Annotated in this window: 27 protein-coding genes; 21 read left to right on the forward strand and 6 right to left on the reverse strand. The window is 43.8% G+C overall.

The features are described 5' to 3' along the window. The first annotated feature begins 16 nt into the window (after positions 1-16). From ACMQ5W_RS16105 to ACMQ5W_RS16115, 3 genes are all read left to right on the forward strand, one after another. A complete protein-coding gene (locus ACMQ5W_RS16105) occupies positions 17-2,038 on the forward strand; it encodes a sodium-translocating pyrophosphatase (RefSeq protein ID WP_419026058.1) in 2,022 nt (673 codons plus the stop codon). Between the two features lie 157 nt (positions 2,039-2,195). Next, positions 2,196-2,690 carry a Cys-tRNA(Pro) deacylase gene (gene ybaK / locus ACMQ5W_RS16110; RefSeq protein ID WP_419026480.1) on the forward strand — a complete coding sequence of 165 codons (495 nt, stop codon included), beginning with the start codon at positions 2,196-2,198 and terminating at the stop codon, positions 2,688-2,690. A 5-nt stretch (positions 2,691-2,695) separates the two neighbouring features. Further along, the gene (locus tag ACMQ5W_RS16115) at positions 2,696-3,184 is read left to right on the forward strand and encodes a GNAT family N-acetyltransferase (RefSeq protein WP_419026059.1); all 489 of its coding nucleotides are present in this window, start codon (positions 2,696-2,698) and stop codon (positions 3,182-3,184) included. Between the two features lie 168 nt (positions 3,185-3,352). Here ACMQ5W_RS16115 and ACMQ5W_RS16120 read toward each other — a convergent pair whose 3' ends face one another. Next, entirely contained in the window at positions 3,353-4,171 is an 819-nt protein-coding gene (locus tag ACMQ5W_RS16120; RefSeq protein WP_419026060.1) for an EFR1 family ferrodoxin, read from the reverse strand. A 259-nt stretch (positions 4,172-4,430) separates the two neighbouring features. Between ACMQ5W_RS16120 and ACMQ5W_RS16125 the strand changes: the two genes are divergently transcribed. The 10 genes from ACMQ5W_RS16125 to ACMQ5W_RS16170 all read left to right on the forward strand — a co-directional run bounded on the left by ACMQ5W_RS16125 (position 4,431) and on the right by ACMQ5W_RS16170 (position 14,101). Then, on the forward strand, positions 4,431-4,904 hold the full coding sequence (locus ACMQ5W_RS16125; protein WP_419026061.1) for a hypothetical protein: 474 nt from the start codon (positions 4,431-4,433) through the stop codon (positions 4,902-4,904). A 43-nt stretch (positions 4,905-4,947) separates the two neighbouring features. Beyond that, the gene (locus tag ACMQ5W_RS16130; protein ID WP_148492118.1) at positions 4,948-5,517 is read left to right on the forward strand and encodes a TetR/AcrR family transcriptional regulator; all 570 of its coding nucleotides are present in this window, start codon (positions 4,948-4,950) and stop codon (positions 5,515-5,517) included. Between the two features lie 74 nt (positions 5,518-5,591). Beyond that, positions 5,592-6,194 carry a class I SAM-dependent methyltransferase gene (locus ACMQ5W_RS16135; protein ID WP_419026062.1) on the forward strand — a complete coding sequence of 201 codons (603 nt, stop codon included), beginning with the start codon at positions 5,592-5,594 and terminating at the stop codon, positions 6,192-6,194. Then, positions 6,191-7,381, forward strand: a complete 1,191-nt coding sequence (locus tag ACMQ5W_RS16140) for a hypothetical protein (protein WP_419026063.1) — start codon at positions 6,191-6,193, stop codon at positions 7,379-7,381. Before ACMQ5W_RS16135 ends, ACMQ5W_RS16140 begins: the two co-directional genes overlap by 4 nt. A gap of 95 nt (positions 7,382-7,476) precedes the next feature. Next, a complete protein-coding gene (locus ACMQ5W_RS16145; RefSeq protein ID WP_419026064.1) occupies positions 7,477-8,340 on the forward strand; it encodes an AraC family transcriptional regulator in 864 nt (287 codons plus the stop codon). Positions 8,341-8,346: 6 nt separating this feature from the next. Further along, positions 8,347-8,817 carry a hypothetical protein gene (locus ACMQ5W_RS16150; RefSeq protein WP_419026065.1) on the forward strand — a complete coding sequence of 157 codons (471 nt, stop codon included), beginning with the start codon at positions 8,347-8,349 and terminating at the stop codon, positions 8,815-8,817. Between the two features lie 72 nt (positions 8,818-8,889). Beyond that, the gene (locus ACMQ5W_RS16155) at positions 8,890-10,239 is read left to right on the forward strand and encodes a Na+/H+ antiporter NhaC family protein (protein WP_419026066.1); all 1,350 of its coding nucleotides are present in this window, start codon (positions 8,890-8,892) and stop codon (positions 10,237-10,239) included. A gap of 30 nt (positions 10,240-10,269) precedes the next feature. Continuing rightward, positions 10,270-11,418, forward strand: a complete 1,149-nt coding sequence (locus tag ACMQ5W_RS16160; protein WP_419026067.1) for a PucR family transcriptional regulator — start codon at positions 10,270-10,272, stop codon at positions 11,416-11,418. Positions 11,419-11,519: 101 nt separating this feature from the next. Next, on the forward strand, positions 11,520-13,112 hold the full coding sequence (locus tag ACMQ5W_RS16165; protein ID WP_419026068.1) for a Na+/H+ antiporter NhaC family protein: 1,593 nt from the start codon (positions 11,520-11,522) through the stop codon (positions 13,110-13,112). A 17-nt stretch (positions 13,113-13,129) separates the two neighbouring features. Next, entirely contained in the window at positions 13,130-14,101 is a 972-nt protein-coding gene (locus ACMQ5W_RS16170; protein ID WP_419026069.1) for a threonine ammonia-lyase, read from the forward strand. 91 nt (positions 14,102-14,192) lie between these two features. Here ACMQ5W_RS16170 and ACMQ5W_RS16175 read toward each other — a convergent pair whose 3' ends face one another. The 5 genes from ACMQ5W_RS16175 to ACMQ5W_RS16195 form a co-directional block, all read right to left on the reverse strand. Then, positions 14,193-14,501, reverse strand: a complete 309-nt coding sequence (locus tag ACMQ5W_RS16175; RefSeq protein WP_148492114.1) for an AzlD domain-containing protein — start codon at positions 14,499-14,501, stop codon at positions 14,193-14,195. Beyond that, positions 14,498-15,271 carry an AzlC family ABC transporter permease gene (locus ACMQ5W_RS16180; protein ID WP_419026070.1) on the reverse strand — a complete coding sequence of 258 codons (774 nt, stop codon included), beginning with the start codon at positions 15,269-15,271 and terminating at the stop codon, positions 14,498-14,500. Before ACMQ5W_RS16180 ends, ACMQ5W_RS16175 begins: the two co-directional genes overlap by 4 nt. A gap of 116 nt (positions 15,272-15,387) precedes the next feature. Beyond that, positions 15,388-17,406 carry a hypothetical protein gene (locus ACMQ5W_RS16185; RefSeq protein ID WP_419026071.1) on the reverse strand — a complete coding sequence of 673 codons (2,019 nt, stop codon included), beginning with the start codon at positions 17,404-17,406 and terminating at the stop codon, positions 15,388-15,390. 316 nt (positions 17,407-17,722) lie between these two features. Continuing rightward, on the reverse strand, positions 17,723-18,358 hold the full coding sequence (locus tag ACMQ5W_RS16190; RefSeq protein ID WP_419026072.1) for a zf-HC2 domain-containing protein: 636 nt from the start codon (positions 18,356-18,358) through the stop codon (positions 17,723-17,725). Continuing rightward, positions 18,342-18,851 carry an RNA polymerase sigma factor gene (locus ACMQ5W_RS16195; protein WP_419026073.1) on the reverse strand — a complete coding sequence of 170 codons (510 nt, stop codon included), beginning with the start codon at positions 18,849-18,851 and terminating at the stop codon, positions 18,342-18,344. Before ACMQ5W_RS16195 ends, ACMQ5W_RS16190 begins: the two co-directional genes overlap by 17 nt. Before the next feature lie 108 nt (positions 18,852-18,959). On the opposite strand from ACMQ5W_RS16195, the gene ACMQ5W_RS16200 reads away from it, so the two are divergent. From ACMQ5W_RS16200 to ACMQ5W_RS16235, 8 genes are all read left to right on the forward strand, one after another. Beyond that, positions 18,960-19,457: a DUF2284 domain-containing protein gene (locus ACMQ5W_RS16200; protein ID WP_419026074.1), complete on the forward strand. Its 498-nt coding sequence runs from the start codon at positions 18,960-18,962 to the stop codon at positions 19,455-19,457. A gap of 69 nt (positions 19,458-19,526) precedes the next feature. Further along, a complete protein-coding gene (locus ACMQ5W_RS16205; protein WP_419026075.1) occupies positions 19,527-20,003 on the forward strand; it encodes an MGMT family protein in 477 nt (158 codons plus the stop codon). Between the two features lie 187 nt (positions 20,004-20,190). Continuing rightward, positions 20,191-21,264: an MGDG synthase family glycosyltransferase gene (locus ACMQ5W_RS16210; protein ID WP_419026076.1), complete on the forward strand. Its 1,074-nt coding sequence runs from the start codon at positions 20,191-20,193 to the stop codon at positions 21,262-21,264. Further along, positions 21,255-21,959, forward strand: coding sequence for a polysaccharide deacetylase family protein (locus tag ACMQ5W_RS16215; protein ID WP_419026077.1), 705 nt, complete (start codon positions 21,255-21,257; stop codon positions 21,957-21,959). Before ACMQ5W_RS16210 ends, ACMQ5W_RS16215 begins: the two co-directional genes overlap by 10 nt. Then, positions 21,949-22,998, forward strand: a complete 1,050-nt coding sequence (locus tag ACMQ5W_RS16220) for a lysylphosphatidylglycerol synthase transmembrane domain-containing protein (protein ID WP_419026078.1) — start codon at positions 21,949-21,951, stop codon at positions 22,996-22,998. Before ACMQ5W_RS16215 ends, ACMQ5W_RS16220 begins: the two co-directional genes overlap by 11 nt. Beyond that, the gene (locus ACMQ5W_RS16225; RefSeq protein ID WP_419026079.1) at positions 22,973-23,668 is read left to right on the forward strand and encodes a response regulator transcription factor; all 696 of its coding nucleotides are present in this window, start codon (positions 22,973-22,975) and stop codon (positions 23,666-23,668) included. Before ACMQ5W_RS16220 ends, ACMQ5W_RS16225 begins: the two co-directional genes overlap by 26 nt. Next, positions 23,655-25,247 (forward strand): HAMP domain-containing sensor histidine kinase, encoded by a 1,593-nt coding sequence (locus tag ACMQ5W_RS16230; RefSeq protein ID WP_419026080.1) that lies wholly within the window; start codon positions 23,655-23,657, stop codon positions 25,245-25,247. The genes ACMQ5W_RS16225 and ACMQ5W_RS16230 overlap by 14 nt, the downstream gene beginning before the upstream one ends. 165 nt (positions 25,248-25,412) lie before the next feature. Next, positions 25,413-26,732, forward strand: coding sequence for an SPFH domain-containing protein (locus ACMQ5W_RS16235; protein WP_419026081.1), 1,320 nt, complete (start codon positions 25,413-25,415; stop codon positions 26,730-26,732). Positions 26,733-26,734 lie beyond the last annotated feature (2 nt).

The following is a 26,734-nucleotide window of genomic DNA, read 5'->3' on the forward strand; positions in this document are numbered from 1 at the left end:
AGGAGGTATTATAATTATGGAAAGCTTTACAAGCTTTGTTGCTCCTATCGCAGCTGTAGTTGGTCTAATCGTTGCTTTTTGTCTAGCATCATGGATCGGCAAAGCTGATGAAGGAACAGACAGGATGAAGGAAATTGCAGGCTTCATCAGAGAAGGTGCTATGGCATTCCTCAGAAGAGAGTACAAGACGATGGTTATCGTCATTGTCGTACTGTTCTTGCTGATTGGATTTGGCCTTGGAAATTGGACAACCGCTGTATTGTATGTAATCGGTGCCCTGTTATCTGTTTTGGCTGGATTCTTTGGAATGAACGTTGCAACAAAAGGTAATGTAAGAACAGCAAATGCTGCAAAAGAAGCAGGTATGCCAAAGGCACTGAAAATCGCTTTCAGATCAGGTGCGGTTATGGGGCTTTGCGTGTCAGGCCTCGGTCTGTTAGGACTTGGTGTCGTATTCTATGTGCTTGATTTTGCGACAGTGCTGGAAAGTGTCACAGGCTTTGGTCTCGGTGCATCCTCTATGGCTCTCTTCGGAAGAGTAGGCGGTGGTATCTACACAAAGGCTGCAGACGTTGGTGCTGACCTCGTAGGTAAAGTTGAAGCTGGTATTCCAGAAGATGACCCAAGAAACCCTGCCGTTATCGCTGATAACGTAGGAGACAACGTTGGTGACGTTGCTGGCATGGGTTCTGACCTGTTCGAATCCTATGTAGGATCCATCATTTCTGCTATTACTCTGGCGGCAGTTGCAGTTGCAAATGCACCTGAACTTGCAACATTCTCAGAAACTACGGCAGCCGTATTCCCACTGGTTCTTTCAGCAATCGGTATCATTGCATCTGTAATTGGTATCCTGCTCGTAAGAGGCGGAGAGAATGTTAATCCTGCTAAGGCTCTAAATATGGGTACTTACATCAGTGGCGTCATTGTAATCATCGCTGCTCTGATTTTGAGCAAGCAGATGTTGGGCGACTTCACTTATGCATATGCAATTATCGCAGGTCTTATCGTCGGTATTGCCATCGGTAAGATTACAGAAATCTATACTTCAGCTGACTACGGTTCAGTTAAAAAGATTGCTGAGCAGTCACAGACTGGTGCTGCAACTACGATCATCAGCGGTTTAGGTGTTGGTATGATGTCTACTCTCTGGCCGATTATCTGCATCTGTGTGGGCATCTTTGTTGCTTATCAGTTTGCTGGCGTATACGGCATCGCTCTTGCTGCAGTAGGTATGCTCTCCACGACAGGTATGACTGTTGCAGTAGACGCTTACGGTCCTGTTTCCGATAATGCCGGCGGTATCGCTGAAATGGCTGAACTGCCAGAAGGCGTAAGAAATATTACGGACAAGCTTGACTCTGTAGGTAACACGACAGCGGCTATTGGTAAAGGTTTCGCAATTGGTTCCGCTGCTCTGACTGCACTGGCTCTGTTTGTATCTTATGCAACGGTTGCGCATATCAGCATTGTAAGCTTACTGGATCCAATCGTCATTGTCGGACTGTTCATCGGAGCAATGCTTCCATTCTTGTTCTCAGCCATGACTATGAACTCCGTAGGTAAGGCTGCAAATCAGATGATTGAAGAAGTTAGAAGACAGTTCAGAGAAGACAAGGGCATTATGGAAGGCACTTCCAAGCCTGACTACGCAAGATGTGTAGATATCTCCACTGGTGCTGCCCTGAAGGAAATGATCATTCCTGGCTTGATGGCTATCGCAGCTCCGCTTGCTGTCGGCTTTGTACTGGGTGCAGAGGCGCTGGCAGGAATGCTGGGCGGTGCTCTTTCAGCTGGCGTATTGCTCGCTATCATGATGGCGAACGCTGGCGGTGCATGGGATAACGCTAAGAAATATATCGAAGAAGGCAACTTTGGCGGAAAAGGTTCCGAACCTCACAAGGCTGCAGTTGTCGGCGACACAGTCGGTGACCCGTTCAAAGATACTTCTGGTCCATCCATCAACATTCTGATCAAGTTGATGACAATTGTATCAGTTGTATTTGCACCAGTATTCGGTGCTGGATTATTAGGATAATATAATATCACGGTTTAAAAAGGCTTCGCTGCGGCGGAGCCTTTTTGTTATGTAGAAAATAGGAATCTTCGATTCCGTCATTCCCCCTTTAGATTCTTGCAAAGAAATCTTTAGCTATGGTATACTGATAACATCTACATGAAAAAGAGGTGATATGATGGCAAAGAAAGAAAAAGAACCAAAGACCAATGCAGTGCGGATTGTCGCAGCGAAAAAGATACCTTATGAACTCCATACATACGAAGCGCCCGATGGCTTTTTAAGCGGAGTTTCCGTTGCAGCGCAGTCTCACATCGACCCGGATAAAGTATTTAAGACTTTGGTTCTCGTTGGACATAGCAAAGAACATTACGTCTGCGTCATTCCTGTTGCCTGTGAATTGGATCTGAAAAAAGCAGCTAAGTTTTTTGGCGAAAAGAATATAGAAATGATTCACGTAAAGGAAATTACACCTTTGACCGGATATATCAAAGGCGGATGTTCCCCTGTAGGCATGAAAAAACCATTCAAGACGGCCATACATAAGAGCGCCTGGGAGCAGAGCACCATATGTGTCAGCGGTGGCAAAGTCGGTTTACAGATGGAACTTTCACCAATACAACTGGCAGAGCTGATTGGCGCAAAGTTTGTGGATTTAATAAAGGAAGGTTAGCATTCATGGAAATTAGAAAGGCAAAATTGGCAGATCTCGACAGGATTTTGGAAATCTACGCTTATGCCAGGGTGTTTATGGCAGAAACGGGGAATCCCACGCAGTGGGGAGATGGCTATCCGCAGAAAGGAATATTAGTTGAAGATATTAAAAAAGAGCAGTTATATGTTATAGAAGAAGAGAAACAAATTCATGGTGTGTTTGTGTTTGTCATAGGTGACGATCCGACTTATGAGATAATTGAGGACGGTGCGTGGCCTAGCGATTCTCCTTATGGCACCATCCACCGCATTGCAGGTGATGGGCAAGGGAAGGGAATTTTACGGCTCTGTGTAGACTTTTGTAAAAAACAGATCGATACCTTACGCATTGACACCCATCATGACAATCGCATTATGCAGAGTGCTATTAAAAAAAATGGATTCCAAAGATGCGGAATCATTTATTCTGTGGACGGAAGCCCGAGAATTGCTTATCAGAGAAGTAAGAATTGAGGGCGAGCATGGCCTTGGATTGGTCCAGACCATACCCGTTCTCAATTCTTGCTGAAATAATTGATCGAGAATCTGCAAAAACAAGCTTATAGCTGGATTTTGCCACTTGTTTGTGCTGTATGTGTAGACAGCAAACAGTTCATATTTACTGCCTGCTTTTCTTTTTGTTCAGACGATGATCAACGTTTCTGCTCTGCGCTGAAAGTTTTTCTCTAACATGGCTTTATGAGAGAGGAAGGCCGGGTCGTCAAAATACTTGGCATCTTCTGGACATTTATTCACGCAAGCGTGGCATTTAATGCAGATGCCAGTTACCTCAGACGTTTTCGCCGGATTGATGGAACCCATGGGACAGTTTTGGGCGCAGATGCCACAGTCCGTGCACTTCGTCGTATCCGTCTTGGGTTTTGCCTTTAAAAATACAGCAGGCTGACCGTCCAGCCCCAGGGGTCTATAATATGCAGCTTCCGCATCTCCAGGTATGGATAGAAGTGAAAAAGCACTCTCACTCTCAATTCTTTGGACTGTTTTGACGGCCAATTCCGAAAGCAATTTCAAATCTTCTTTATCTGGACGGCCTGCCGCTAAAGAATCTGAGAAAGCGTGTTGAGAAGCTACGGCTGCAGCAGAAACGATACGAAACCCGTCATCATCTAGAACCTGCGTCAGTTCAGCTAACCCGTTATCAAAGCTGCGGTTTCCAAATGTGACTAAGGGAATTGCTGCGGCCTCATTTCCTTTGAAACTGTTCTGTACAAAAGAGAGAAGTTTATTTGGCATTTTTCCAGCATAAACCGGCGTGCCGAAGACGACTAGATCGCCCGCAGAAAAAGAGGGAACTGTTTCCCTTGACATGGGCAGTGTAAAATCGTATTTTTCGATGGGACACTTTAGCTTTTCACTGAGCGCTTCTGCAAGATAGGTAACTGCCCTATCTGTATTTCCTGTAGGACTGAAATAGACTTTCCAAATTCGCGTAATATTCATTTCTGTAACCTCCTGTTGAGATGTTCCGGCAATTTGTAGAGCAAATTACCGGGAACCATATCTTTATTTTACCACAGTTATGAAGAAAAAGATATTCTTTGCCAACGAAGGCGGACAGGAAACGGCATGAACACATATCGACGCTTTTTGCGACTCATAGGTATTATTTGCTTACAGTCGTGTTTGGGCTGAGATCTTATGAGGTACATTTAAAATAATGTGACGAAACGAAAAAATTATTGAAAGAAGGCGAGGAGAAATGATGGGACACTTTGGGTTCTCTTATGTAGGAGCCATATATCTAGCTATGCTGACAATCCCCAATTTGATCTGGACGAAACATCAGCCAGCAGGTTATAATCCGAAAATAGAAAACAAGCTGCTGCTTTGTTTTGAGAGAGTAGGAGAAGTGCTCTGCTTCTACATTGTACTGATTTTCCAGGATTTCAACTTCAAACCGTGGACACCCTGGTCTCTCTGGCTGCTTATTTCTTTTCTGCTCATGGTGCTCTATGAATTCTGGTGGATTCGCTATTTTCGAAGTGCAAAGACCTTGACGGACTTCTATAGCAGTATACTGGGGATTCCTTTGGCGGGAGCGACATTGCCTGTAGCCGCATTCCTGCTGCTGGGGCTCTATGGCAAAGTGATCTGGCTAATTCTTGCTGCCGTTATTCTAGGGGTGGGACATATCGGCATCCATGTGCAGCATAACGAAGAATTATCTCGTTGACAAATATTCAATGAAGGTGTAACATAAGTTGTGAGGTGATAAAGTGCGTATATCAAAGGATCCAGAAGTAAGAAAACAGGAAATTATAGATGCAGCTATGGGAATTTTTTCTGAGAAAGGTTTCGAGGCTGTGACTATGAAGGATATTGCTCAGGCAGTGGGCGTAGCTACAGGTCTTTGCTATCATTACTTCCCGAATAAACAAGTGCTCTACGAAACGGCGGTCAACCAGTATGCAGAGACTTGCAGCCGGGAGTTCATCGAGGTATTTAAGCAGACAGATTTGACCCCTGATGCTTGTATGGCTCGGCTCTGGCAGGTATGGCAGCAGGCGGAGACCACTGGAGCCTATACTTATGCCAGCTTTTTTCACAAAGAAGGAAATGAGTTTTTCCATGCACAACTGGATACGGCGATGGCAAGGAAAGTGACACCTTATATAGAAAATTATCTGAGGGTCTTGCAGGACAGGGGAGAAATCCACGTGCTTGATTCCTCTGCCGCCGCAAAATTTATCGTCGGCGGTCAAATGGCCATTATCAATGACCAGAGCCTTTCTTTAGAAGCCCGTTTTCAAATCGTGCGGCAACTCATTATCAAAGTCTTAAATTAACCCGTCAACTTAGACGGGTTTTCTTTGAAACAATGATTGAATATAAGTCAATAAAAGAAATTTAATGAGGTGAAATGATGAATTCAAGAGAATATTTTGATCGTACAGCAAAAGAGTATGATGAAGGCCACGATGGGCGTTTTGTCAGATGTATGTATCCTGAAATTGTTGGACAGGTGAAGGAACTGCCAGGGAAAAACATTTTGGATATCGGCTGTGGAAACGGAAACATCATAAAGATGTTGGAAACGCAGCGCCCTGGGCATTATTACGGAGTAGACCTGTCAAGCGAGATGATAAAGGAAGCAGAAAAGAGAGTTTCAAAAAAAGTGGTACTCAAATTGGCGGATGTGGTCAGCTTGCCCTTTGCTGATGAGAGTTTTGACATATTAATCTGCAATGCGTCATTTCACCATTATGAGGAGCCCGAAAAAGCGATTTCAGAGATGAATCGAGTGCTGCGGCCGGGCGGTGCTTTGATCTTAGGAGATCCGACTTTTCCACTGTTTCGAAGATTCCTTAATTGGGCAATCCAATGGGCAAACTCGGGCGATGTTTGGATTTACGGAAAAAACGATATTCTCCCGTTGTTTCGAAGCGGCGGATTTGATATACTGAAATGGAAACGGCTGAACTATAGAGCTTTTATATTTCAGGCGAGAAAGAGGGATGAATGATGAACAAAAGTAGATTGTTGATACACGACTTGCCGCCTGGATTTGTGGCAGCAGAGAACTACGATGAAGTCGTAGAGGCCAGCGGCACCATCAGAAATTGTATCGGATGTTTTACATGCTGGATTAAAAGTCCCATGGAATGCGTATTAAAGGATGGTTATGAACATATGGCGGAAAAACTGGCGGCATGTGATGAACTGGTTCTAATCAGCAAATGCACTTATGGAGGCCCATCTGCTTTCGTTAAAAATGTTCTGGACCGGAGCATTCCGTATCTGCATCCTGATTTTGTGATTAAAGACGGGCAGATGCATCATAAGCAGAGATTTCCGCAGCACATCACGATGAAAGTCATATTCTATGGGGATGATCTTTCGGAAGCTGAAAAAGAATCAGCTGGAGCATGGGTCGAAGCCATGGCTGTGAACTTTGATGCAGCTCCAGTGGAGACTGTATTTTGCACAAATGCCGTGGAAGTCCGTCAAATTTTGTCTGAAGAGTGCATTCGTCAGGAAAAGACAATCTGCGGTCCACAAAAGAGGGACGTACATTTGCCTCTGAGCAAGCAAGAGGAAGCGGCCATTGCTTTAATCAGCGGCAGTCCAAAGAAGAAGTACAGCACTTCGGGGAAAATGTTAGAAGAGTTAAGCGCTTTTTTACCTAAAGACAAGACAGTGACAGAACTTCATTTTTCAGGGAACGAAATAGAGGAGAATACGCTGCAGACTCTGGCAGAATCAGAAACCCTGGTCCTCTCTCTGCCCTTATATGTAGACGGTATTCCCAGCCACCTGCTACGGTGCCTGAGGGATGCTGAAGATTTTTTTGCAGATAAAATGCTGCCTAAATCTGTCTACATCATCATCAATTGCGGATTTTACGAGGGAGAGCAGACGCAGACTGCCATGAAAATGATGGAAAACTGGTGCGTACGCTGCGGCTTTTCATTTTGCGGCGGCCTCGGTGTCGGAGCAGGCGGTATGTGGCATTCCATCAAAGACGTACCGCCGGGACATGGACCGAAGAAAAACTATGGAAAACATCTTTCGGCGCTAGCACAGAAAATAGAACAGCAGGCAGAGTATGGATGCGTTTTTACCACCGTCAATTTACCGAGAATTGCCTACAAAATAGCTGGAGAGTACGGCTGGAAAAAAGCTGCCGAAAAGAACGGAATCACGCTCTAGTTTCCATCAATTGCTATCCAGACAGTACATAAAATGAGAGGTAAAACTTCTTTATCTATGATAAAATAAAATATCATGAAAAAAGGGGAAAGACCATGAAATGGAATGAAAGGCTGCAGGCGATCATCGACTATGTGGAGCAGCATCTGCAGAGAACGCAGGAGAAGATTGATATGGCGGAAATCCAGCGCATGGCTGGCTGTTCCGGTTCTTTTTTCCAGAAAGTATTTTCATATACTACTGGAATCAGTTTTGCCGAATATCTTCGCTTTCGAAAGATGACTTTAGCTGGTTATGACCTGCAGAGCAGTGATATCAAAATCATCGATTTAAGCTATAAATACGGATACGATTCACCTACATCCTTTACCAGGGCGTTTCAGCAGTTCCACGGCGTTTCACCTAAGGAAGCCAGAACCTCAGGGTCCAGCTTGCGAGTTTTTCCGAAGATGCGGCTCCTTTCCCAGCAGCAGTATGTATGGGAAATCAGACGGATGCCGGCAATGCGCCTGGTCGGTAAAAGCATCACAATTACAAGCGACGACGAGCAGAATGTTACAAAGATACCTGGGTTTTGGAACGCATGCCAAAGGGACGGCAGCTTTTCAAAGATGATTGCGATGGATCAGCGGAATCCCAAGGGGCTGTTCGGTCTCTTTGAATCCTGTGGAGAAGGTTCTAAAGAAGGACAGTATTCCATCATGACTGTTTCAGAATGCGAGATTCCCAGTGATTTTGTAGCAAAGATTCTGCCAGAAAGCACCTGGGCTGTATTTGACTGCAGAGGCAGTGTACCGGCGGCCATCCAGCAAGGATGGAGGTATTTGGAACAGGAGTGGGTTGTAAAATATCCCTTTCGCCATGAATCTCTCCCCGAAATTGAGTGGTATAGCGACGGGAATCCATATGCTGACGACTATCTAAGTCAGATATGGATACCGATTATAGAAGAGGAGTAATAAATAATGGTTCATTTAGTTTATTGTGATAATGCAGGGAAAAAAGGGGAACGAGTTCTGGACAAAATTCTGGAAGGAACAAAAACCATGGTAGTACGGGGTGCAGCAGGAAGAAAGATTCCTCACAGCAGAGTCTTTCCTGACGAGACACTTTACTTCATGGAGAAAGGAAGCTTGAAAATTACAGCTTCTGCAAAGGTAAAAGATGTAAAGAATTATATCAAGCTGGCCGATGAGGAGATTACTGCGGTCCTTGAAGAAAATCAGCCTAAGCTGGCGCTGACAGAGAAACAGAAAAACCGTTGGCACAAGAAATGTCTCTGTCTCGTTGAATTTGAAAATGTACAAGCTATAGAACCGATGGACTTTGACCATCAGGGGAACATGGATGACTGGCTCATCATTGAGAAAATAGAGGATGTCGTCGTCGGTACAAGCGTTGCGTACAACTACGAGAAATCAAAGTTTTCAAAATAACGACCATCTTGTCTTCATTATTGACTTCTGATATAATTTCGATATATGAGAAAATATCTGGAGGTTAGGAAGATGGATTATGGTTTGCTTGCATGTATTCCGATGATTATTTTGATTGTTGGTGCTCTGATTACAAAACGAATTGCGGAAATGTTGGTACTCTCTTCCATCATTGCCGCAATTTTAGTTTACAAAGAGGATTTTTTTACTGGATATATCGAGTGGATGTACGGCGTTTTATCAACACATTCCTATCAATTTGTGCTTATCGTTCTGATGGGATTTGGCGGCATGATCAAACTTTTGCAACATTCTGGTGCCATTATCGGCTTTGGAAATTTGATGACAAAAGGCGTAAAAGGGCCGAAGAGAACGTTAATGACTGCTTGGATTATGTCCTTTCTGATTTTTGTCGACAACTATCTTAGTACACTGACCATCTCTTTTTCTATGAGAGAAGTGTCCGATAGATATAAGATTCCCAGGGAACACCTGGCATTTCAGATCAGCACTATGGCCTGCTGTCTGTGCGCACTGATTCCTTTTTCCAGCTGGACAGCCTATACGGTAGGGCTGATTTCACAGCATGGGCTGTCCTTTAGCAATTATATAGCGGCAATCCCATATATGTTCTATCCGTTTATCATGGTTATCATCTGCATTTTGCTGGGAACAGGCATCATGCCAAAGCTTGGGACGCTGAAGGAATCTTACCAGAGAGTAGCGGCGGGCGGACCAGTTGTAATTACCGAAAAATCTGGGACATCCATGGTAGAAATGGAAATGCCGGAGGAAGGGAAGACGACCTCGCCGCTGAATATCATTGTTCCCATCGTCACCTTTATCGCAGTATCCCTATACTTTGACAATGATTTGACCTGCGGAATATTTGCGGCCATTGGAGTGCAGGCGGTCTTGTATCTGGCGCAGAAGATCATGACGCTGACGGAATTTGTAAATCACATATTTGACGGCGCAAAATCTATGACAAACCTGGCTATCATCATCTGCTTTGCCTACATACTCAGTTCGGCCAACGAAACCTTGGGCTTTCTGCAATTCTTCATTGGCGGCATCAGCAGTATGGTATCTCCAAAACTACTGTTAGCTTTAATTTTTGTCGTCGTCGGCTTTTCTGTCTTTGCCACAGCCGGATACTGGAGTATACAAGTCATCGCCATACCGATCTTCATACCCCTGGCGATTTCCATGGGTGTCAATCCTTCCCTTGCCATCGCCGCAGTGATGTCAGGCATCGTCTTTGGATGCAATATCTGCTTTTATGTGGATACAGTGTTTATGACCTCTGCAGGAACTGGCGTCTCCAACCTGCGGCAGATCAAAGTGACGGCGCCCTATGCTATTGCCGGGGCTATCCTTACGGCAGTTGGGTATCTTATCGTCGGAATTTTTGTAATATAACTAGTTAGAAACTAAAAACAAGGAGATATCATGGCATTGAAAGTTAAAGAAATTCCAGATTTAATGGATAAAAACAAAATTACGTTAGTTGCAGGCAGAAACGGTCTCGAAAGAGATATCTTTTCAGTAGGTATTGCCGACTATGAATTTTTAGATGAGTTTAATTACAGCGTAGAAGATGAGTTCGAGCCGGATTGCTTTGTCATATCTAGTCTGATTTTTGCACAAGGGCACCCGGAGAAAGTTCTTTATGCTTTAAAGATTCTTTTTCATAGCGGCGTATCAGGTCTTGCTTTTAAAGAGGCGCTTTTTCAAAAATTGCCGCCGGAAGCAATCGCTTTCGCCAACACCAACGATTTCCCTATTTTTTCTTTTCGTAAAGATGTGCACTCTGAGGATTTTATTTTTCAGATTACAGAGGCTGTGCTGAAAGACGATCACCAACTTTTGTCTGAGGAGAATTTGGCACTGATGATTCAAAACAGAGTCTCAAATTACGACTTACAGAAAATTACTCGAGGCATTTCTCTCATTCTAAAGCGCTATGCGATGGCGGCTTATATCACTTCTACGGAAAGTATGAATATCGGCCGCATCCTACGCAGTATCTATATGAGTAAACAGATTCGATCAAAAGCGATTATGGCAAGATACGGAGATGGGATTTTTCTCATCGTCACTGGGCAGGTAAAGGACGAAAACCACTTTGATATTTTGATGAAAAATGTTTTAGAAAGTTGCCCAATCGATGCAGGCAAAATCAATATTTATCAGAGTAATATACATTCTGCCCATGAAGAACTTGATGATTGCATCCGCGAAAGTTATCATGCATATACCGCCAGTGTAGCTTCCGGGAAAAAGTTTGAGAACTATAGTAAAATCGGCACGTATAGTTATTTGATTCCTCTTCTTGAAAGCACCGCGTTAGAAAGCTTTTCTAAAAGAATATTTGATGCAATTGCAGACAAAAGAGACTTGTTGGAGACGGCAGAAGCCTTTATCCTGAAAGGGGGAGAAGTAGCTGCTGCCGCTGCGGAATGCGGTTGCCATCTGAATACCATACGCTATCGTCTGGGCAGGATACGTGAGATTACAGGAATGGAAGAGATGACGGACTTTGAGTTCTACGAAGCCTTATCGACAGCGATCAAGGTTCGCTGTCTGAAAGATTTGTAGGAAACACAAAAATCGATTTGCCTGCTTTGTGAATCGTATAAAAAAGACATTGAATATTCCGATTATAATATGTTTAAACAGTTTTTAAGGAGGATATTCAAATGGATTATGGAATTATCAGTTTACTTCCGGCAGTCATAGCCATAGGTTTGGCGATTGCAACAAGGCAGGTTGTCATATCCCTGCTGACAGGCGCGTTTGTCGGCGCCCTAATTATCGACAAAGGAAATGTTGTCAACGCATTCATGGATACTTTTGCAACTTACGTCACAGGTGCAATTACAGATGCCAGTCACGCTTCCATTTTGATCTTCACTTTGACCATTGCAGGCATGGTAGCGATTTTAAATCTGACTGGTGGAACCAGTGCCATTGCCGCTTCACTGAGCAAAAGAGTAAAGTCTTCTCGTGGTGCGCAGGTGATTACTTCGCTGATTGGCTGTCTCGTATTCTTTGACGACTATGCAAATATTCTCATCGTAGGTCCAACGATGCAGCCGCTTTGTGACAGGCTTCACGTATCTAGGGAAAAGCTGACATATATCGTACATACCACAGCCGGTATTGTAGCGGGTATTGCACTGATGACCACCTGGATTGGTTTTGAAATTGGCCTCGTAACAGATGCATTTAGCAATATGGGATATGAAAATGTCAATGGTTTTATGATTATTGTAAAAAACATTCCATATATGTTTTACAATATCATGGCCATCATCATTTCATTTGCGGTGGCACTGATGATGCGTGACTTCGGTCCAATGTATAAGGCCGAACGAGCAGCAAGACTGGGGAAAAAACTGGAGACGGGTGATTCATCAAAAAACGTTGCTACGGATAACACTGTTGAGATTGGAAAAAATGGAAAAGTTTGGTATGCGTTAGTTCCAATTTTAACGATGGTGCTCACAATTTTCTTTGGCATTTGGTACAGTGGCGCAAAGAGCCTGGGCAGTGATGTCGATCCGTTTACACTGACTGGCTTCAGAGACTGTATCGGGGAAGCTGACCCGATGCCACCAATTGTATGGGCGGCCATGTTGTCAACCTTGGTCGCTTCTGTAATTGCAAAAATATTTGTAAAAGTTCCTATTAAGAAAGTTTACAGCACATGGCTCAATGGATTCTTCGGCTTATGTGAAGTGGGTATCGTCATTGTCATAGCCTGGTCCCTGGGCATGGTAATTACAGATCTGCATACTGCTGATTTTTTGGTAGGCATCGTGTCAGACGGCGTTGCTGTCGGCGTTTTGCCAGCATGTGTTTTCTTAATTTCCTGTATTATTTCCTTCTGCTCAGGGACGTCCTGGGGAACGATGCCGATTGTATTCCCAATCGCGATTCCTTTAGTGGCTGCTTTTGTGGAGGATCCTGCTAATTCTCACCTTGTTATTGCAACGATTGCAGCAGTTCTATCAGGCAGTACATTTGGTGACCAGACCTCACCAATTTCAGACTCTTCTATTTTATCATCGGCAACTTCGGGATGTGATGTGATTTCTCATGTCAAAACACAGATCCCATATGCATTGGTTCCAGCCAGCATTGCATTCATAGGCTATCTGCTGATTGGATTTATGGACATAGGTGCTTTATTGCCTCTGATTGGCGGAGCAGCCGCAGTGCTTCTCGTCGTACGCTTTGTCGGAAAATCTACGAATCCTAAGGACCTTTTAGAAAGAGAACATCGTTAGAAAGGATGGGTGCGGTGATGAATCAATTCACAGCTTCGGATGTAGTAGATGCATATGCAAGAATCGCAAGTTTAGTCTATCAGACGCCATTGGAGGAATCAGTTTATTTAGGCGATGACAATAGAAAGTATTATTTCAAGCTGGAATGCCAACAGAAGAAGGTAAAGGCCTTTAAACTTCGCGGTGCACTGAACAAAATGGCAACTTTGACAGAAGAGGAGAAAAGAAAGGGCGTGGCGACGATTTCTTCTGGAAATCATGGTGCTGCGGTGAGCTATGGGGCAAGCCTCATGAATATTGAAAAAGCTGTTATCGTTGTTCCAGAAAACTGTCCGCAGTCAAAGGTAGACAAAATTAAAAAATATGGCGGGCAGGTTGTGAAGCTTGGACAGAATTATGATGAAGCCCATCATCTGGGCCTGCAGTATATCAAAGATCAAGAGATGACTTATGTCGATTCCTATGACAAAGATCCTTTGGTATATGCTGGGCAGGGTACAACAGGTTTGGAAATACTGAAGCAAAATCCTAAAATTGATACCATAGTAGCACCAGTGGGCGGAGGCTCTCTAATAACGGGCACGGCTGTTATCGCAAAGTCCATAAATCCAGATATTCGCATCATTGGAGTTCAGACTGAAGCTTGTCCTGCTATGATCCGTTCTATCGAAGATCATAGCTGTTATGGGGAATACCCGATTCTCAAAGAGTCTATTTGTGATTGCCTGGTAGGCGGCGTAGGAGAACTCGCCTATGCCATGCTTCCTCAGTATTTGAGCGGTATGATTTCTGTCAGCGAGGAATCAATTCGTCGTGCTGCCAAACACATGATGACAAAAGAAAAAATCATCGTTGAAGGAGGAAGTGCTACGGTAGCAGCCGCTGTTATGGAGCATTCAGAGGAGGTAGGCGGCAAGAATGTAGCGCTTATCATGAGTGGCGGAAATATCGACGAGGACCTTATGATAAGCCTTCTCTGCGAAGCATAAACATCAATCTAACCTTAACGGGGATTTTGCTTAAAATAGTATGAGCTGCCTGTTCCGATGAATACCATCGAAACAGGCAGCTTGTTTTGCTTTATAAAAAGAAAGCTTCCACTGCATAGACTGCTATGCAGGAGGACAGGGCCACCTTGAACAGGTTCCCGTCGATCCATGCCACAATGACTGCGGTGACAAAAGCGACGGTTCCTGAAATCCAACTGCTTGTAGCGGAGATGATAGCCGGAAAGGTCATGACGGAGAGGGTTACGTAAGGTACATAATAGAGGAAAGAACGAATAAAGCGGTTCTTTATTTCTTTCTGTATCAAAGTAAGCGGCAAGGCGCGGATGGCAAAGATGGTCAAAGCCGCGACCAGCAAGTAGATATAGGTATTATTGCTCACTGACGCACCTCCTCTTCGTCTTCCTCCAGCTTCTGCCCAAGTTCTTCGTGTGTTTCTGCCTCGTCCAGCTGTCTGTCATCTACAGGACGAACGATGGCCGCAATCGATGCGATAACGATGGTCAAAATGATGATTCGGGTGCTGGCTGCAAAATCTTTGATAACAGGCATCATGGAAAATCCCAGACTGCCAATCATGGAAATCACCACGACTGCGGCAATGGTCTTGTCCTTCTTTGATGGAGGAATGACGACTGCCAGAAACATGCCATAGAGCGCCACGCTCAATGCACTGGATAAGCTGCCAGGCAATATGTTTCCGATAGCGGCGCCGAGTACCGTACCGAGGATCCATCCGGGGGACGCGATGGTGGCCGCACCAAAATTATAAAATGGATTCAGCGGTTCTTTTTTTGATACAGAGATACCGAAGATCTCATCTGTAACAAAGTAGCCCAGAAGGAGTCGCTTTGGCAGAGAAGTATCCCTGTCGATTTTTTGTGATAGAGAACAGGCCATCAAAAAATAGCGCATATTGATGACCAGCTGCGTGATAATCATAGATAGATATCCCGATTGTCCTGCGATGACGGTGAGCACTGCAAATTCGCCAGCGGACGCGTGCATAGTCGCAGACATCAGTCCCGCTTGAAAAGCTGTCAGTCCCATGGCTTTGGCAGCGATGCCTAAGGTGAATCCTACAGCAAAATATCCCAGAGAAATCGGAGTTCCATCTCTTAGTCCTTGTAAGTAGTTTTTCTTGTTTTGCATAATTAAAAATCGCCTCTTTAGTTTAATGTGTCGTATACTATTGTAATATATCTTTTTGGCGTAGTAAACCGACAATTCACAATAAAAACATAAGTTTTTTTGGCACGGCAGTGTCTTCAGCGTCGTCTGCGGCCTTTTGCGAACTGACTGTGGCTTTCATCGATTTGGTAACTGTAAGTTGCAGCTGGTCTTCCCAGCTTTGGGAGCTTCAGTCTGTCGGGAATTGCGCTTTCCGCAAAAGTATCAATATCATCAGTGATATCTTTCAGCATTTCCTGATAAACCTTTGATGCAGCCTTGTTGTATTCATCCAAGGGGTTTTGTCCGCCGAGGAGGACCAGGTGAATGCTGTTTCTGATATTTTCCATCGTACAAAGGTAGTCGCTCCAGTGCTGATTTATAAAGTACAGGGAAATCTGCTGACGTTGTGAGGGCGCAGAGAAGAGCATATGATCCCGATATTCTGTAATCTGCTGCCTGTGCAGTTCCTGTATGTGAGAATATTTATCTAGTATATACCGATATTCTGCGGTCTTCCCCTCCAGTATACGTTGTGCCTGCCGCAGATTTATGTCAGGCGCCGCCTTCAGCCTGGGGTCTTCTAAGCTGATGAAGAATCTGCTCATTCCCGGATCCCCCTGTCTGCCGCTGCGGCCGCAAAGCTGCCTGTCGATGCGTCGGCTTTGGTTGATACCGAGTCCCATGACATATAGACCCCCGGCGGCCTTGGCAGTTTCATCTAATTTGATGTCCACACCGCGTCCTGCCATATTGGTAGATATGGTGACTGCAAAGGCTCTACCTGCTTTTTTTATAATAGCAGCTTCCTGTTCGTCGTTGCGGGCGTTGAGCACATGACAATAGATATTCTTTTCTTGAAGCGACGCGTAGATGTTTTCAGATTCTTCCACGCTCTGGGTGCCGACTAAGACAGGCTGTCCTTTGTCCCAGCAGGCTGCGATTTCTCGCAGGAGTGCCATATTTCTCTCAGCATCTGTATCGAAGATTTGATCCGGCAGATCTTTGCGAATGCAGGGAAGATGGGGCGGGATGACTTCTACTTTCAAGTTATAGGAAAGCGCCAGGGCTTTCTTTGCATCGGCTGCGGTTCCAGTCATTCCGCAGACTTTATCATATTGCATGATGAAAAAGCGGAGAGGCATGGTGTTGCAGATCGAGGTCGTTTGCCCGGGATTCAGCTTTTCTTTTAATTCCACTGCCAGATGAAGCTGAGCGGGAAACCTGCGATGGTGCGGTGTGCGTCCTGTCCCCTGATCGATAACGGCGATCGTATCACCCTTGACGATGTAATCCACATCTCGCTTCAGCTTGTAATGGGCTTCTATGGCATCATTTATAGCAGTCAATAAAGTGACGTTTTCCAGAGCATATAAGTTGTCAGTCTTGAAAAAGACTTCTGCTTTGCTGATGCCCTCGTCTGTGAGAGCGAGGGTGGTTCCATCGAGACAATCATCATCAAGTTCTCTGAGAAAAGAATCCGCCTGGGCGGCGAAAACTACTTCGCTGTTGTCATCGGCAGCGATGACCAGAGGCATTGCTGCTTCATCGATTAAAATGCTGTCTGCCTCATCGATGAGAACCATGTCAAATGGGTTTCTCAAATAGTCATGGGCGTTTGTACAGAGGAAATTTCTCAAATAATCAAAACCGGCCTGTCTGGCTGTGATATAGAGTATGTCGCTTTTATAGGCGGCTTTCTTCTTAGCTGCGCTCGTCTTTTCGGTGATATAGCCGCATGTCAGACCACAAAGCTGGTAAATCGCCTGGTTAGCGTTGTAATCTCGCTTAGCCAGATAGTCGTTGATGGTAAAGATATGCACCTTATGGCCTTGTATCGCCGCTGCTGCTGCTGTTAGTACAGCAGCCAGTGTTTTTCCTTCGCCGGTGGAAAGCTCTACGATTTTGCCACTTTGCATGGCGTATGCTGCGATGATCTGAGAGTCAAAGAGGGAAAATCCAGTAACCTTTCTGATGATTTCGATGATGTAGCTGTAGAGCAGGGGCAGATCAGAAGAGTCGGCTCGGCGCAGTCCTAAGGATAATCGGGGCACGTCAAAAGTATTCCAAGCGTAACTCCGTACCTTGGAAAGGAATTTTTTGTATATTCTTTTCATTTTTTATTTCTCCTTTGTATTTGTCAGTTTACAAGGGAGAAATCACTCGATTCTACATACCGTTCGCAGGGAGAATAGGAAATTAGAATGGATTGCCGTTAGAATGGCAAAGACAAAGGGCGCAGTGATGATGACGGCGGGAAAGAAGAAAATGCAGGCAGGAAAAAAAAACGCCATTGTGAAGGCGACTGCAATCAGCAGATTGAGAATATGATGTATACTCTTTTTGTTTTCCCTTTTCATCGGTCCACCTGCTCTAAAACTCTTTGCGTTCAGTATACCATAAAGCAAGCTGAACACAAAGAGTTTTTACATGTTAGTTCTTTTGATTTTTCGTATCTGCTCTCCAAAGCAGATGGGGTTTCTCGTCATAGTCGCTTTGATAGTAGATTGCTTTGATTTGTTCTGATTTCTGCGCTTTTCCCTTGCTGTTATCCAGTAAGTTCGTCTTTGAGACGGCAAAAGCGTGAAACTTGGCATCATCATACTTATAAAGGCTGCGCCTGTCGATCCATCTGCTGGTAGTGAAGGAGATGTAAACATTTCCGTTATGAATTTCGCTTTGAGAGCCATAATAATCTCCCTGTATATAGACATCCACAGTTTCATCGTAAGCTTCTTTGGCAGTAATCCTGCCCGGCTCGTAAGCGATTGGGATTTCGTCATAGAATACGTAATAAACGATGCCGGCACAGAATAGCAGGACACAGGCAGCTGCGGTCAGGGCGATAATGGCGCTTCGCTTCAGCAGCTTTTTTTTGATTTTCCTCAAGGGTTTTGATGTATCGACTATTCCTGACGGCACAGGTATGGTCAGGCTAGATGCGAGACTTTTGCTGCAGTCCTCACATTCAGCCAGATGTCCTTCCACTAGTTTCTTGCTGTCATCGCTGAGAACGTCGTCTGCGTATAACGGTAGCAGGTCTTGTATGATATCACAGGTTATTTTCATTTTGTTCTTCCTCCTCATCTAAGTGCTGGCGTATTTGCAGCTTTGCCCTATAGCAGGTCACTCTAGCCCAGCTCTCGGTCTTTTCAAATAAATCTCCAATTTCTCTAAATGACAGCTCACCGAAGGTGCGCAAAGAAAATACTTCTTTGTACGGCTCTGCAAGATCGTGAAGAATCTGATGGATTTGCATAGCTGTTTCCTTGTCGACAAAGGCGTGTTCCAGGCTTCTCCCCGAAAGTGCTGCTTTTTCCTCGCTGTATAGAGGTGTCTTTTTCTTCTCTTTCTCCAGATAAGTGAAGTAGCAGTTTTTTGCAATTTGGCAAAGCCAGACGGTTAGCTTACATTGTCCCCTGAATGCATCTATATTTTTCAGTGCCTTGAAAAAGGCCTCCTGGGTAATCTCGTCTGCAACACACTCATCCCTCGAGAGGGAAAGCACATATTTGTATACCGTTTCAAAATGATCGATATATATTTTTTCGATGTCTGTCACTTGTTTCACCTCTTTTCAATTATAAGACCGGGATCATGAGAATTCGTTACATATAAGTTTAACATATTTTTAAAAATGTGTTAAACTTAAAGGAAGGAAGGTGATATTATGCTAAAATATTTTGATATGTTAAAAAAAGCAGGTGCCGTAAAAGCAGCGCAGATTGATGCGTCAACCATCGTAACCGCACCGTGGACAATCTATAAATGCAGATACGGCTGTGATTTCTATGGAAAGAGTTATTGCTGTCCGCCTCACGTGCCGACATGGAAAGAAACCCAGGAAATCATCGACTGCTATCATTACGGCATTCTCTTCAATTTAAATGAGGACAGTTTTACAGGCGTTACACCTCTGGCTGTGGAGGTAGCCAGAGAGGCCTTTCTTGATGGCTATTATAAAGCCATTGCATTTGGCAGTGGTCCCTGCTGCATCTGCGAAAAATGTGCGCTGGAAACATGCCGATTCCCTAAGAAAACGGTGCCATCTATGGAAGGCTGTGGGATTGACGTATTCAAGACGGCGAGGAACAACGGGTTCAAAATCGAACCGTTAAAAGAACGCGAAGAAGAACATAATTATTTTGGCCTTATTCTATTGGAATAATTGAAACTGTCTCATTGCATTTATGTTAGAAATGATGTATCCTCACAGAAAGAAAGTAGAGGTGACCAAATGGCAAATGAAGATAAGAAAGATTTTAACGCCATGCTGCAAAGGGATAACGGTATGCCAAAGATTCAAATCGTAACCGATCAGAAAACCATAGAAAAATACGGTGGGGAAAGAATGTACTTTGCACCGCCTATGGAATATGACAAGGTGATGAAGACGATTCCTTTTGGCAAGGTGATTACCGTGGGAAAAATCAGGGAATATTTTGCAGCGCATAATGATGCAGACTTTACGGATCCCATCACAGCGGGTATCTTTGTATCTATCGCGGCCTGGGCCAGTTATCAGCGGAAAGACGACGAAACCCCGTACTGGCGGACGCTGAAAGCACAGGGCGAGCTCAATCCGAAGTATCCTGGCGGAATAGAAGCGCAGAAAGAAAAGCTGGAGGCAGAGGGGCATACTATTGTACAAAGAGGGCGGAAAAATATCCGCTATTATGTTAAAGACTATGAGGCGGTACAAATAGTGCTTTAGCAGTGATGTTACCGTTTGTCAAAAACGAACTAGTCTGAATTCGGACTAGTTCGTTTTTGCTTATTCATATTACTGTGGCTGTAATAATTTCTTAATAAAATCATTAACAAATCTTAATCTTGGGTTAAGTGGCATTTAAGAAATGTGCGTTATGATATATCTATACTAAATCAAAAGGGGTATAGATATGAATATTATAATTTTGACAGGACGTTTCGGCATGGGCCACATCAAGGCCGCCGAAGCAATTAAAGAAGAAATTTTAAAAGATAACCAGGCAAACAATGTAGAAATTATTGATTTTATGGATTATATGTTTCCTGCAATCAGCAAATATATTTATAAGGGATTTAATTTCCTGGTAAGCAGCTGTTCTGGCTTATATAATTCATTAAACAAGGCTGCGGGCAATAATGGCACCGTTCCTCTAAAGGTTGCCGTTACGAGAAAAATCGACCGCTTGATTTCCAGGTATCAGGCAGACGCTATCGTGGTCGCTTTCCCGGTTTGCTCACAGTACATCTCGGCATACAAAAGAATGAGAAGATGCAATATCCCTCTTTACACATACGTGACGGATATTACGGCTCACGAAGAGTGGATCGCACCTGGAACTGACAAATATTTTGTGGGGGACACCGTAACAAAGAATACTTTGATTTCAAAAGGGGTTTTGGAAGAGAAAATTGTCGTCAGCGGCATCCCAGTCAGACAATGCTTTTACACAGGCCATACGCAAGAAAAATCCTCTCAAAAAGAAATCCTGATTATGGGTGGAGGACTGGGACTCATTCCTTCATCCGGGGATTTCTTAAAATCTTTAAACGACAATCCCAAAATCAAAGTCACTTTAATTGCAGGCAAGAACGAGAAACTGGTTCGAGAGATCAGAGCCAAGTACGACAATGTGGAAGCCATCGGCTATACAGAAAAGGTTGACGATTATATGAGACGAGCTGACCTGATTGTGACTAAGGCCGGCGGTATTACTACCTTTGAAGCCATCGCATCGAAGACACCGCTCTATGTAATTAAACCATTCTTGGAACAGGAATTTGGCAATGCCAAATATATCGAAGAGCACAATATCGGGAGAGTTCTTTGGAACAAAGACGCGGATGAGACTGAAGACATTTTGCATTTGATTGATGATGACAAACTGCTTCAGACCATGAAGGACAACATGACGAAAATCATCGAAGAATTTGAACATTGCTCACTATATAGAGATAAAACAGGGGAGAGAGAACTATGCAGTTAAGTAATAAACAAAAGGCAAGTCTTGCTTTTGCCGCCGCTGCTGTGGCTGGATACAGCTACATACCATCACTTTGTGGGAAGGCCAAATACTTTTCAATGGTCGGTGAAAAGGACAAAAACCTTTACCTGACCTTTGACGACGGACCTAGTGCAGAATATACGGGAAAACTTCTCGATTTGCTGAAAGAATACGATGTAAAAGCATCTTTCTTTGTAGTCGCAAGATCTGCCCAGGCGCATCCCGATTTGATCAAAAGAATGAAAGAAGAAGGCCACCTGATCGGTCTGCATTCTCTCGAACACAAGAGCGCCATGGTGCAGACACCGATGTACACCAATCGGGAATTTAAGAAGAGCATGAAGATCATGGCTGATTTACACGTTGATGTCAGATATTACAGACCGCCATGGGGACATGTAAACCTTTTCACTTTGATGAACTTGAAGAAATACAACCTGAAAAAGGTCATCTGGCATGTCATGGCGGAGGACTGGGAAGCGGATACAAGTGACGAGGAGATTCAATATAAATTACTCAAGAGAACCGGAAAGGGAGATGTCATCTGCCTGCACGACGGAAGAGGAAAATCACCAGACGCACCGGAGAGAACCATAGCCGCATTGGAAAAGACCATTCCAATCTGGTTGGAGGAGGGCTATCAGTTCAAACTGTTAGATCAAAAACATGAACAATAGAGGAATACAGATTTTAAAGAACGGCGGACTATTTGTTTTGCTGTTAGCGTTGACTTTCTACATCATACTGAAAGACAACAGCCCTAGTCAGATTTTGGATGCGGTATCCAATGTGCAGGTGTCTTATATTTTGTTTGGAATCTGCGCCATGGCTGTCTTTCTTTGCTGTGAAGCACTGAACATCGCCAGATGTCTAAAACTTTTTGGCTACGAGACAAGCAGTTTTTCTGCACTGAAGTATGCAGCCGTCGGCTTTTTCTTCAGTTCGATAACGCCTTCTGCCTCTGGTGGACAACCCATGCAGGTGTACTATATGTACAAAGATCATATCGAAGTATCTCATTCTACTTTAGCATTGCTCTTTGAGTTACTCAGCTTTGAAACGGTTACAGTGACACTGTCTGTTATCGGTTTCTTTTACCAAAAGGACATAATTTCTGCATCTATGGGAAATTTGAAATACCTGCTGCTGATCGGGCTGGGACTTAACCTGATTGTGATGCTGTTGCTGATCATGGCGATCTTTTCTAAAAAGGCTATTAAAAAAGCTGCTGCTGTAGTGGTGAAACTCGTAAGTCTATTTAGTCGGAGCAGAGGAGAGGCACTAGAAGAACTGTTAACGCAGCAGATTGCAGAATATCAGCAGAGTGCCAGATATTTCAAGGAAAACAAGGTCATTTTTGCGAAGACGCTGGCGACGACATTAGTTCAGATTCTGTCGATGTACAGCATTCCCTTTCTCATTTATAAAGGTTTTGGCCTGGGTGAATTCAATGCGGCGGAGGTCATCTCGCTGCAAGCGGTACTCTATGTAGCAGTATCGGCGCTGCCACTGCCTGGTGCCTTAGGCGTCAGTGAAAGTGCGTTCATGATTCTCTTCAGAACACTGTTTCCGGCTGGCATTTTATCCAGTGCTATGGTATTATCAAGGGGTATTAGTTTTTACTTGTTCGTGCTTCTCACAGGACTCTGTGTGGCAGGAGGCATTTTGATCAAAAAGAAGGGAGCCGGTTATGGCTTATACAATACTCATTGCTGAAGACGATAAGGACATCGTTAATCTTTTGAAACTATACTTAGAAAGTAACGGCTATCGGACAGTGACTGCGGAAAACGGGGCAGCTGCCTACAAATTAGTCAGACAGGAAAAAATCGATTTGGCAGTGCTGGACATTATGATGCCGGAGATGGACGGCTATGAACTGGCTGTGAAAATACGGGAAACTTACGATTTCCCGATTATTTTCTTATCAGCTAAGAATCAGGATCATGACAAAATCCTAGGTCTAAACCTGGGCGCAGATGATTATATGACAAAACCTTTTAACCCTCTTGAAATCATAGCCAGAATCAACTCTAACTTACGGCGGGCCTATCAGCTCGGTTATGAAATCAAAGACGTTTCTTCTCAGTTGCAGAATGGAGGGTTGATTCTTGACATGGATGCTATGACGGTGAAAAAGGATGGGGAAAATGTCTTTCTGACGCCTACAGAATTTAAAATACTGGCTTTACTCATGAAAAATCCAGGCCGTGTGTTCACAAAAGCACAGATTTATCAATCAATTAATGGAGACTTCTACGAATCTGACGAAAATTCTATCATCGTACATATATCAAAAATACGAGATAAGCTAGGTGATGATTCAAAGAATCCAGAGTTTATTAAAAATATAAGAGGGCTGGGTTATAAAATTGAAAAGAAATAAGGACAAGCGGGTAAAAGGCAGATTCGTAACGATGATATTAGGCAAGTACGTATTTTTTTCCATCGTGCTTGTCATCCTTTTGTTTGTATTACTCTTTGCAGCAGTGTGGAATGCAGGGAAATACCAGAATGTCCCTCATATCAAAGAACTTGCTGAAGAATTTGGCAAAGCAAAACAGAGTGAATATCAGAATATCGATGTAGAACGGCTTCTTGGGGAAAACGGCTATGTGCAGATTCTCGATCAGAAAAAACAGGTGGTTTATTCCAACAGTGAAAAACACAGAGACGAGTCCTATACAGATTATGAACTGAGCTATGTATCTGATTACAACAACTTCTCCATCGTGACCATTGAAAAATATAAGAATGAGGACGGTTCTACAGATCGAATGGTGACCACGGTAATTTACACAGAGCAGGGAGAAGAAGTGAAAAATGCCCTTTATGTAGTAGATGAAAATCTCAATATTCTCTATTCTTCCGAGCACCAGGACAAAGATAAGCTGACCAAACGCGAGTATGAACTTTTGACCAGGAATGCGACATCAAAATATACCTTGTCAAAGTGCAACTTCAAGGATGCAGAGGGAAATAAGCGGATACTTCTTGCGTACTGCCCAAAAAGCGTGGGGAATGACCTCAAAAAGATGAAACAGGCATTTCTCGCACTCATCGTTGAATTTTTTGCTGTCTACATCCTGTTGCTGCTACTCTTTTCCTTATGGATCAGCGTCAGAGTCAAAAAACCTCTCAGACTGCTCAATCAAGCAATGAAGGATCTATCATCGGGCAATCGGGGTACCATTCTGGATTACAAGGGGCCGAAGGAATTTGTAGAAATCTGTGATAATTTCAACGAGATGTCTAAGGCTCTAAACATTGCAGAACAGCAGAATCAGAGACTGCAAGAGGAGAAGCAGAAGATGATTGCAGACATCTCGCATGACCTGAAAACACCGATTACAGTTATCAAAGGTTACGCCGGCGCAATTTGTGACGGTCTTGCGACACCAGAAGAGCAGAGAAAATATCTGGAAACAATTTATCAGAGATCTGGGGAACTGACCGAACTGATCAATGAGTTCCACGAATATGCGAAGATTGATCATCCTGATAATACCTTTCATTTTGAACAGATTGACTTGTGCGAATTCACCAGGGAGTATTTCGCAGAGAAATACAACGAATTTGATATCGGCGGATATGAACTTGAAATAGAAATTCCCGAGAATAAGATTATGGTAAACCTAGACCAGAAAAAGTTTAAAAGAGTTTATGACAACATCACAGGAAATTTCTTGAAATATAATTTGCCAGGCAGGACTTTTTTCTGCACTATAACAATAGAGGACAAAGAAATAAAAATTATTTTGGCTGACGACGGCAATGGTATTCCTTTTGAGATAAAAGATGCAGTTTTCGAACCCTTCGTGGTGGGCGAAAAAGCCCGCAATCAAAACGGGTCTGGTCTGGGACTCCCGCTGGCAAAAAAAATCGTCGAGGCGCATAACGGTTCGATAGAATTGTCAAAACTGCCGGAGCAGGGAAGGGGCACAGAGTTTGTCATTCTATTATAAGAAAGCATTATAAAATTTATCCCGACATTTATAGCTTTACAAAAGCATGGGTGTCGGTTTTTTTCGAATTGAGGAGAATTAGGATTTTAATTGCTAAGTTTTTTTATACAGTGTATAATTTTCATATAAAATATTTCATTTCCATTTATGAAAAGGAGTTATTCTATGGGACTAATTAAAGCAGGCATTGGAGCAATCGGTGGAACTTTAGCTGATCAATGGAAAGATTTTTTCTGTTATGATGCCTTAGACAACGATGTGATGGTGGCGAAAGGACAGAAACGTGTCAACGGCCGCTCATCTAATTCCAAGGGAAACAGCAATATCATTTCTAACGGTTCAGGGATTTCCGTCGCCGATGGTCAGTGTATGATGATTGTAGAACAAGGGAAAATTGTTGAACTCTGTGCAGAGCCCGGTGTATTTACATACAACAATACTTTGGAACCGAGCATTTTTACAGGCAACCTCGGTGAAAGTATGAAAGACGTTTTACGTTTGATGGGGTCCCGTTTTGCTTATGGAGGTGGAACAGGAGAAGACCAGCGAATTTACTACTTCAATACGAAAGAAATCATTGATAATAAATTTGGCACACAAAACCCGATACCTTTTCGCGTCGTAGACAGCAAAATTGGCTTAGATATTGATGTGTCGGTACGATGCAATGGGGTATATTCTTTTAAAATCGTCAATCCGATTCTATTTTACACTAACGTATGTGGAAACGTCGATGACGAATACTTGAAAGAAGAAATAGCTGGTCAGCTGAAGACAGAGTTTATCAGTGCATTACAACCGGCTCTTGCAAAAATATCAGCAATGCAAATACGCCCAAGTGATATTCCCGCTCACGTCGAAGAATTGTCAGAGGCTATGAACGAAGCATTGACGAAAAAATGGTCCCAGACCCGTGGACTGGAAGTCGTTTCAATTGCCCTGAATGCAGTCACTCTGCCAGCTGAAGATACGGATATTATCAAGAAAGCACAAGAATCTGCAGTCCTGCGGGATCCGACCATGGCAGCGGCAACCCTTGCCAGTGCACAAGCTGAAGCCATGAGAACCGCCGCATCAAACGAAAGCGGCGCGATGACCGGATTTATGGGTATGGGTATGGCTGCACAGGCGGGCGGTGTAAATGCACAGAGTCTTTTTGAGATGGGTGCAAAACAACAGACTCCCGAAACGGCACAGCCTGTCTCTCCACAGACCGCAGTTTGGAAATGTGAATGCGGTGCAAAAAACACGGGTAAATTCTGCGAAGAGTGCGGCAGACAGAAGCCAACTTCTACACAGGGATGGGCATGCTCCTGCGGAACGATGAATAAAGGGAAATTTTGTATGGAATGCGGAAAGCCGAAACCTGCTGGCGCACCACTTTATCGCTGCGATAAGTGTGGGTGGGAACCTGAAGATCCACATCATCCGCCAAAGTTCTGCCCTGAGTGCGGAGACATCTTTGACGATAATGACATCAAGTGAAG

It is taken from the genome of Emergencia sp. (assembly GCF_048465375.1).
Lineage (GTDB): Bacteria > Bacillota > Clostridia > Peptostreptococcales > Anaerovoracaceae > Senimuribacter.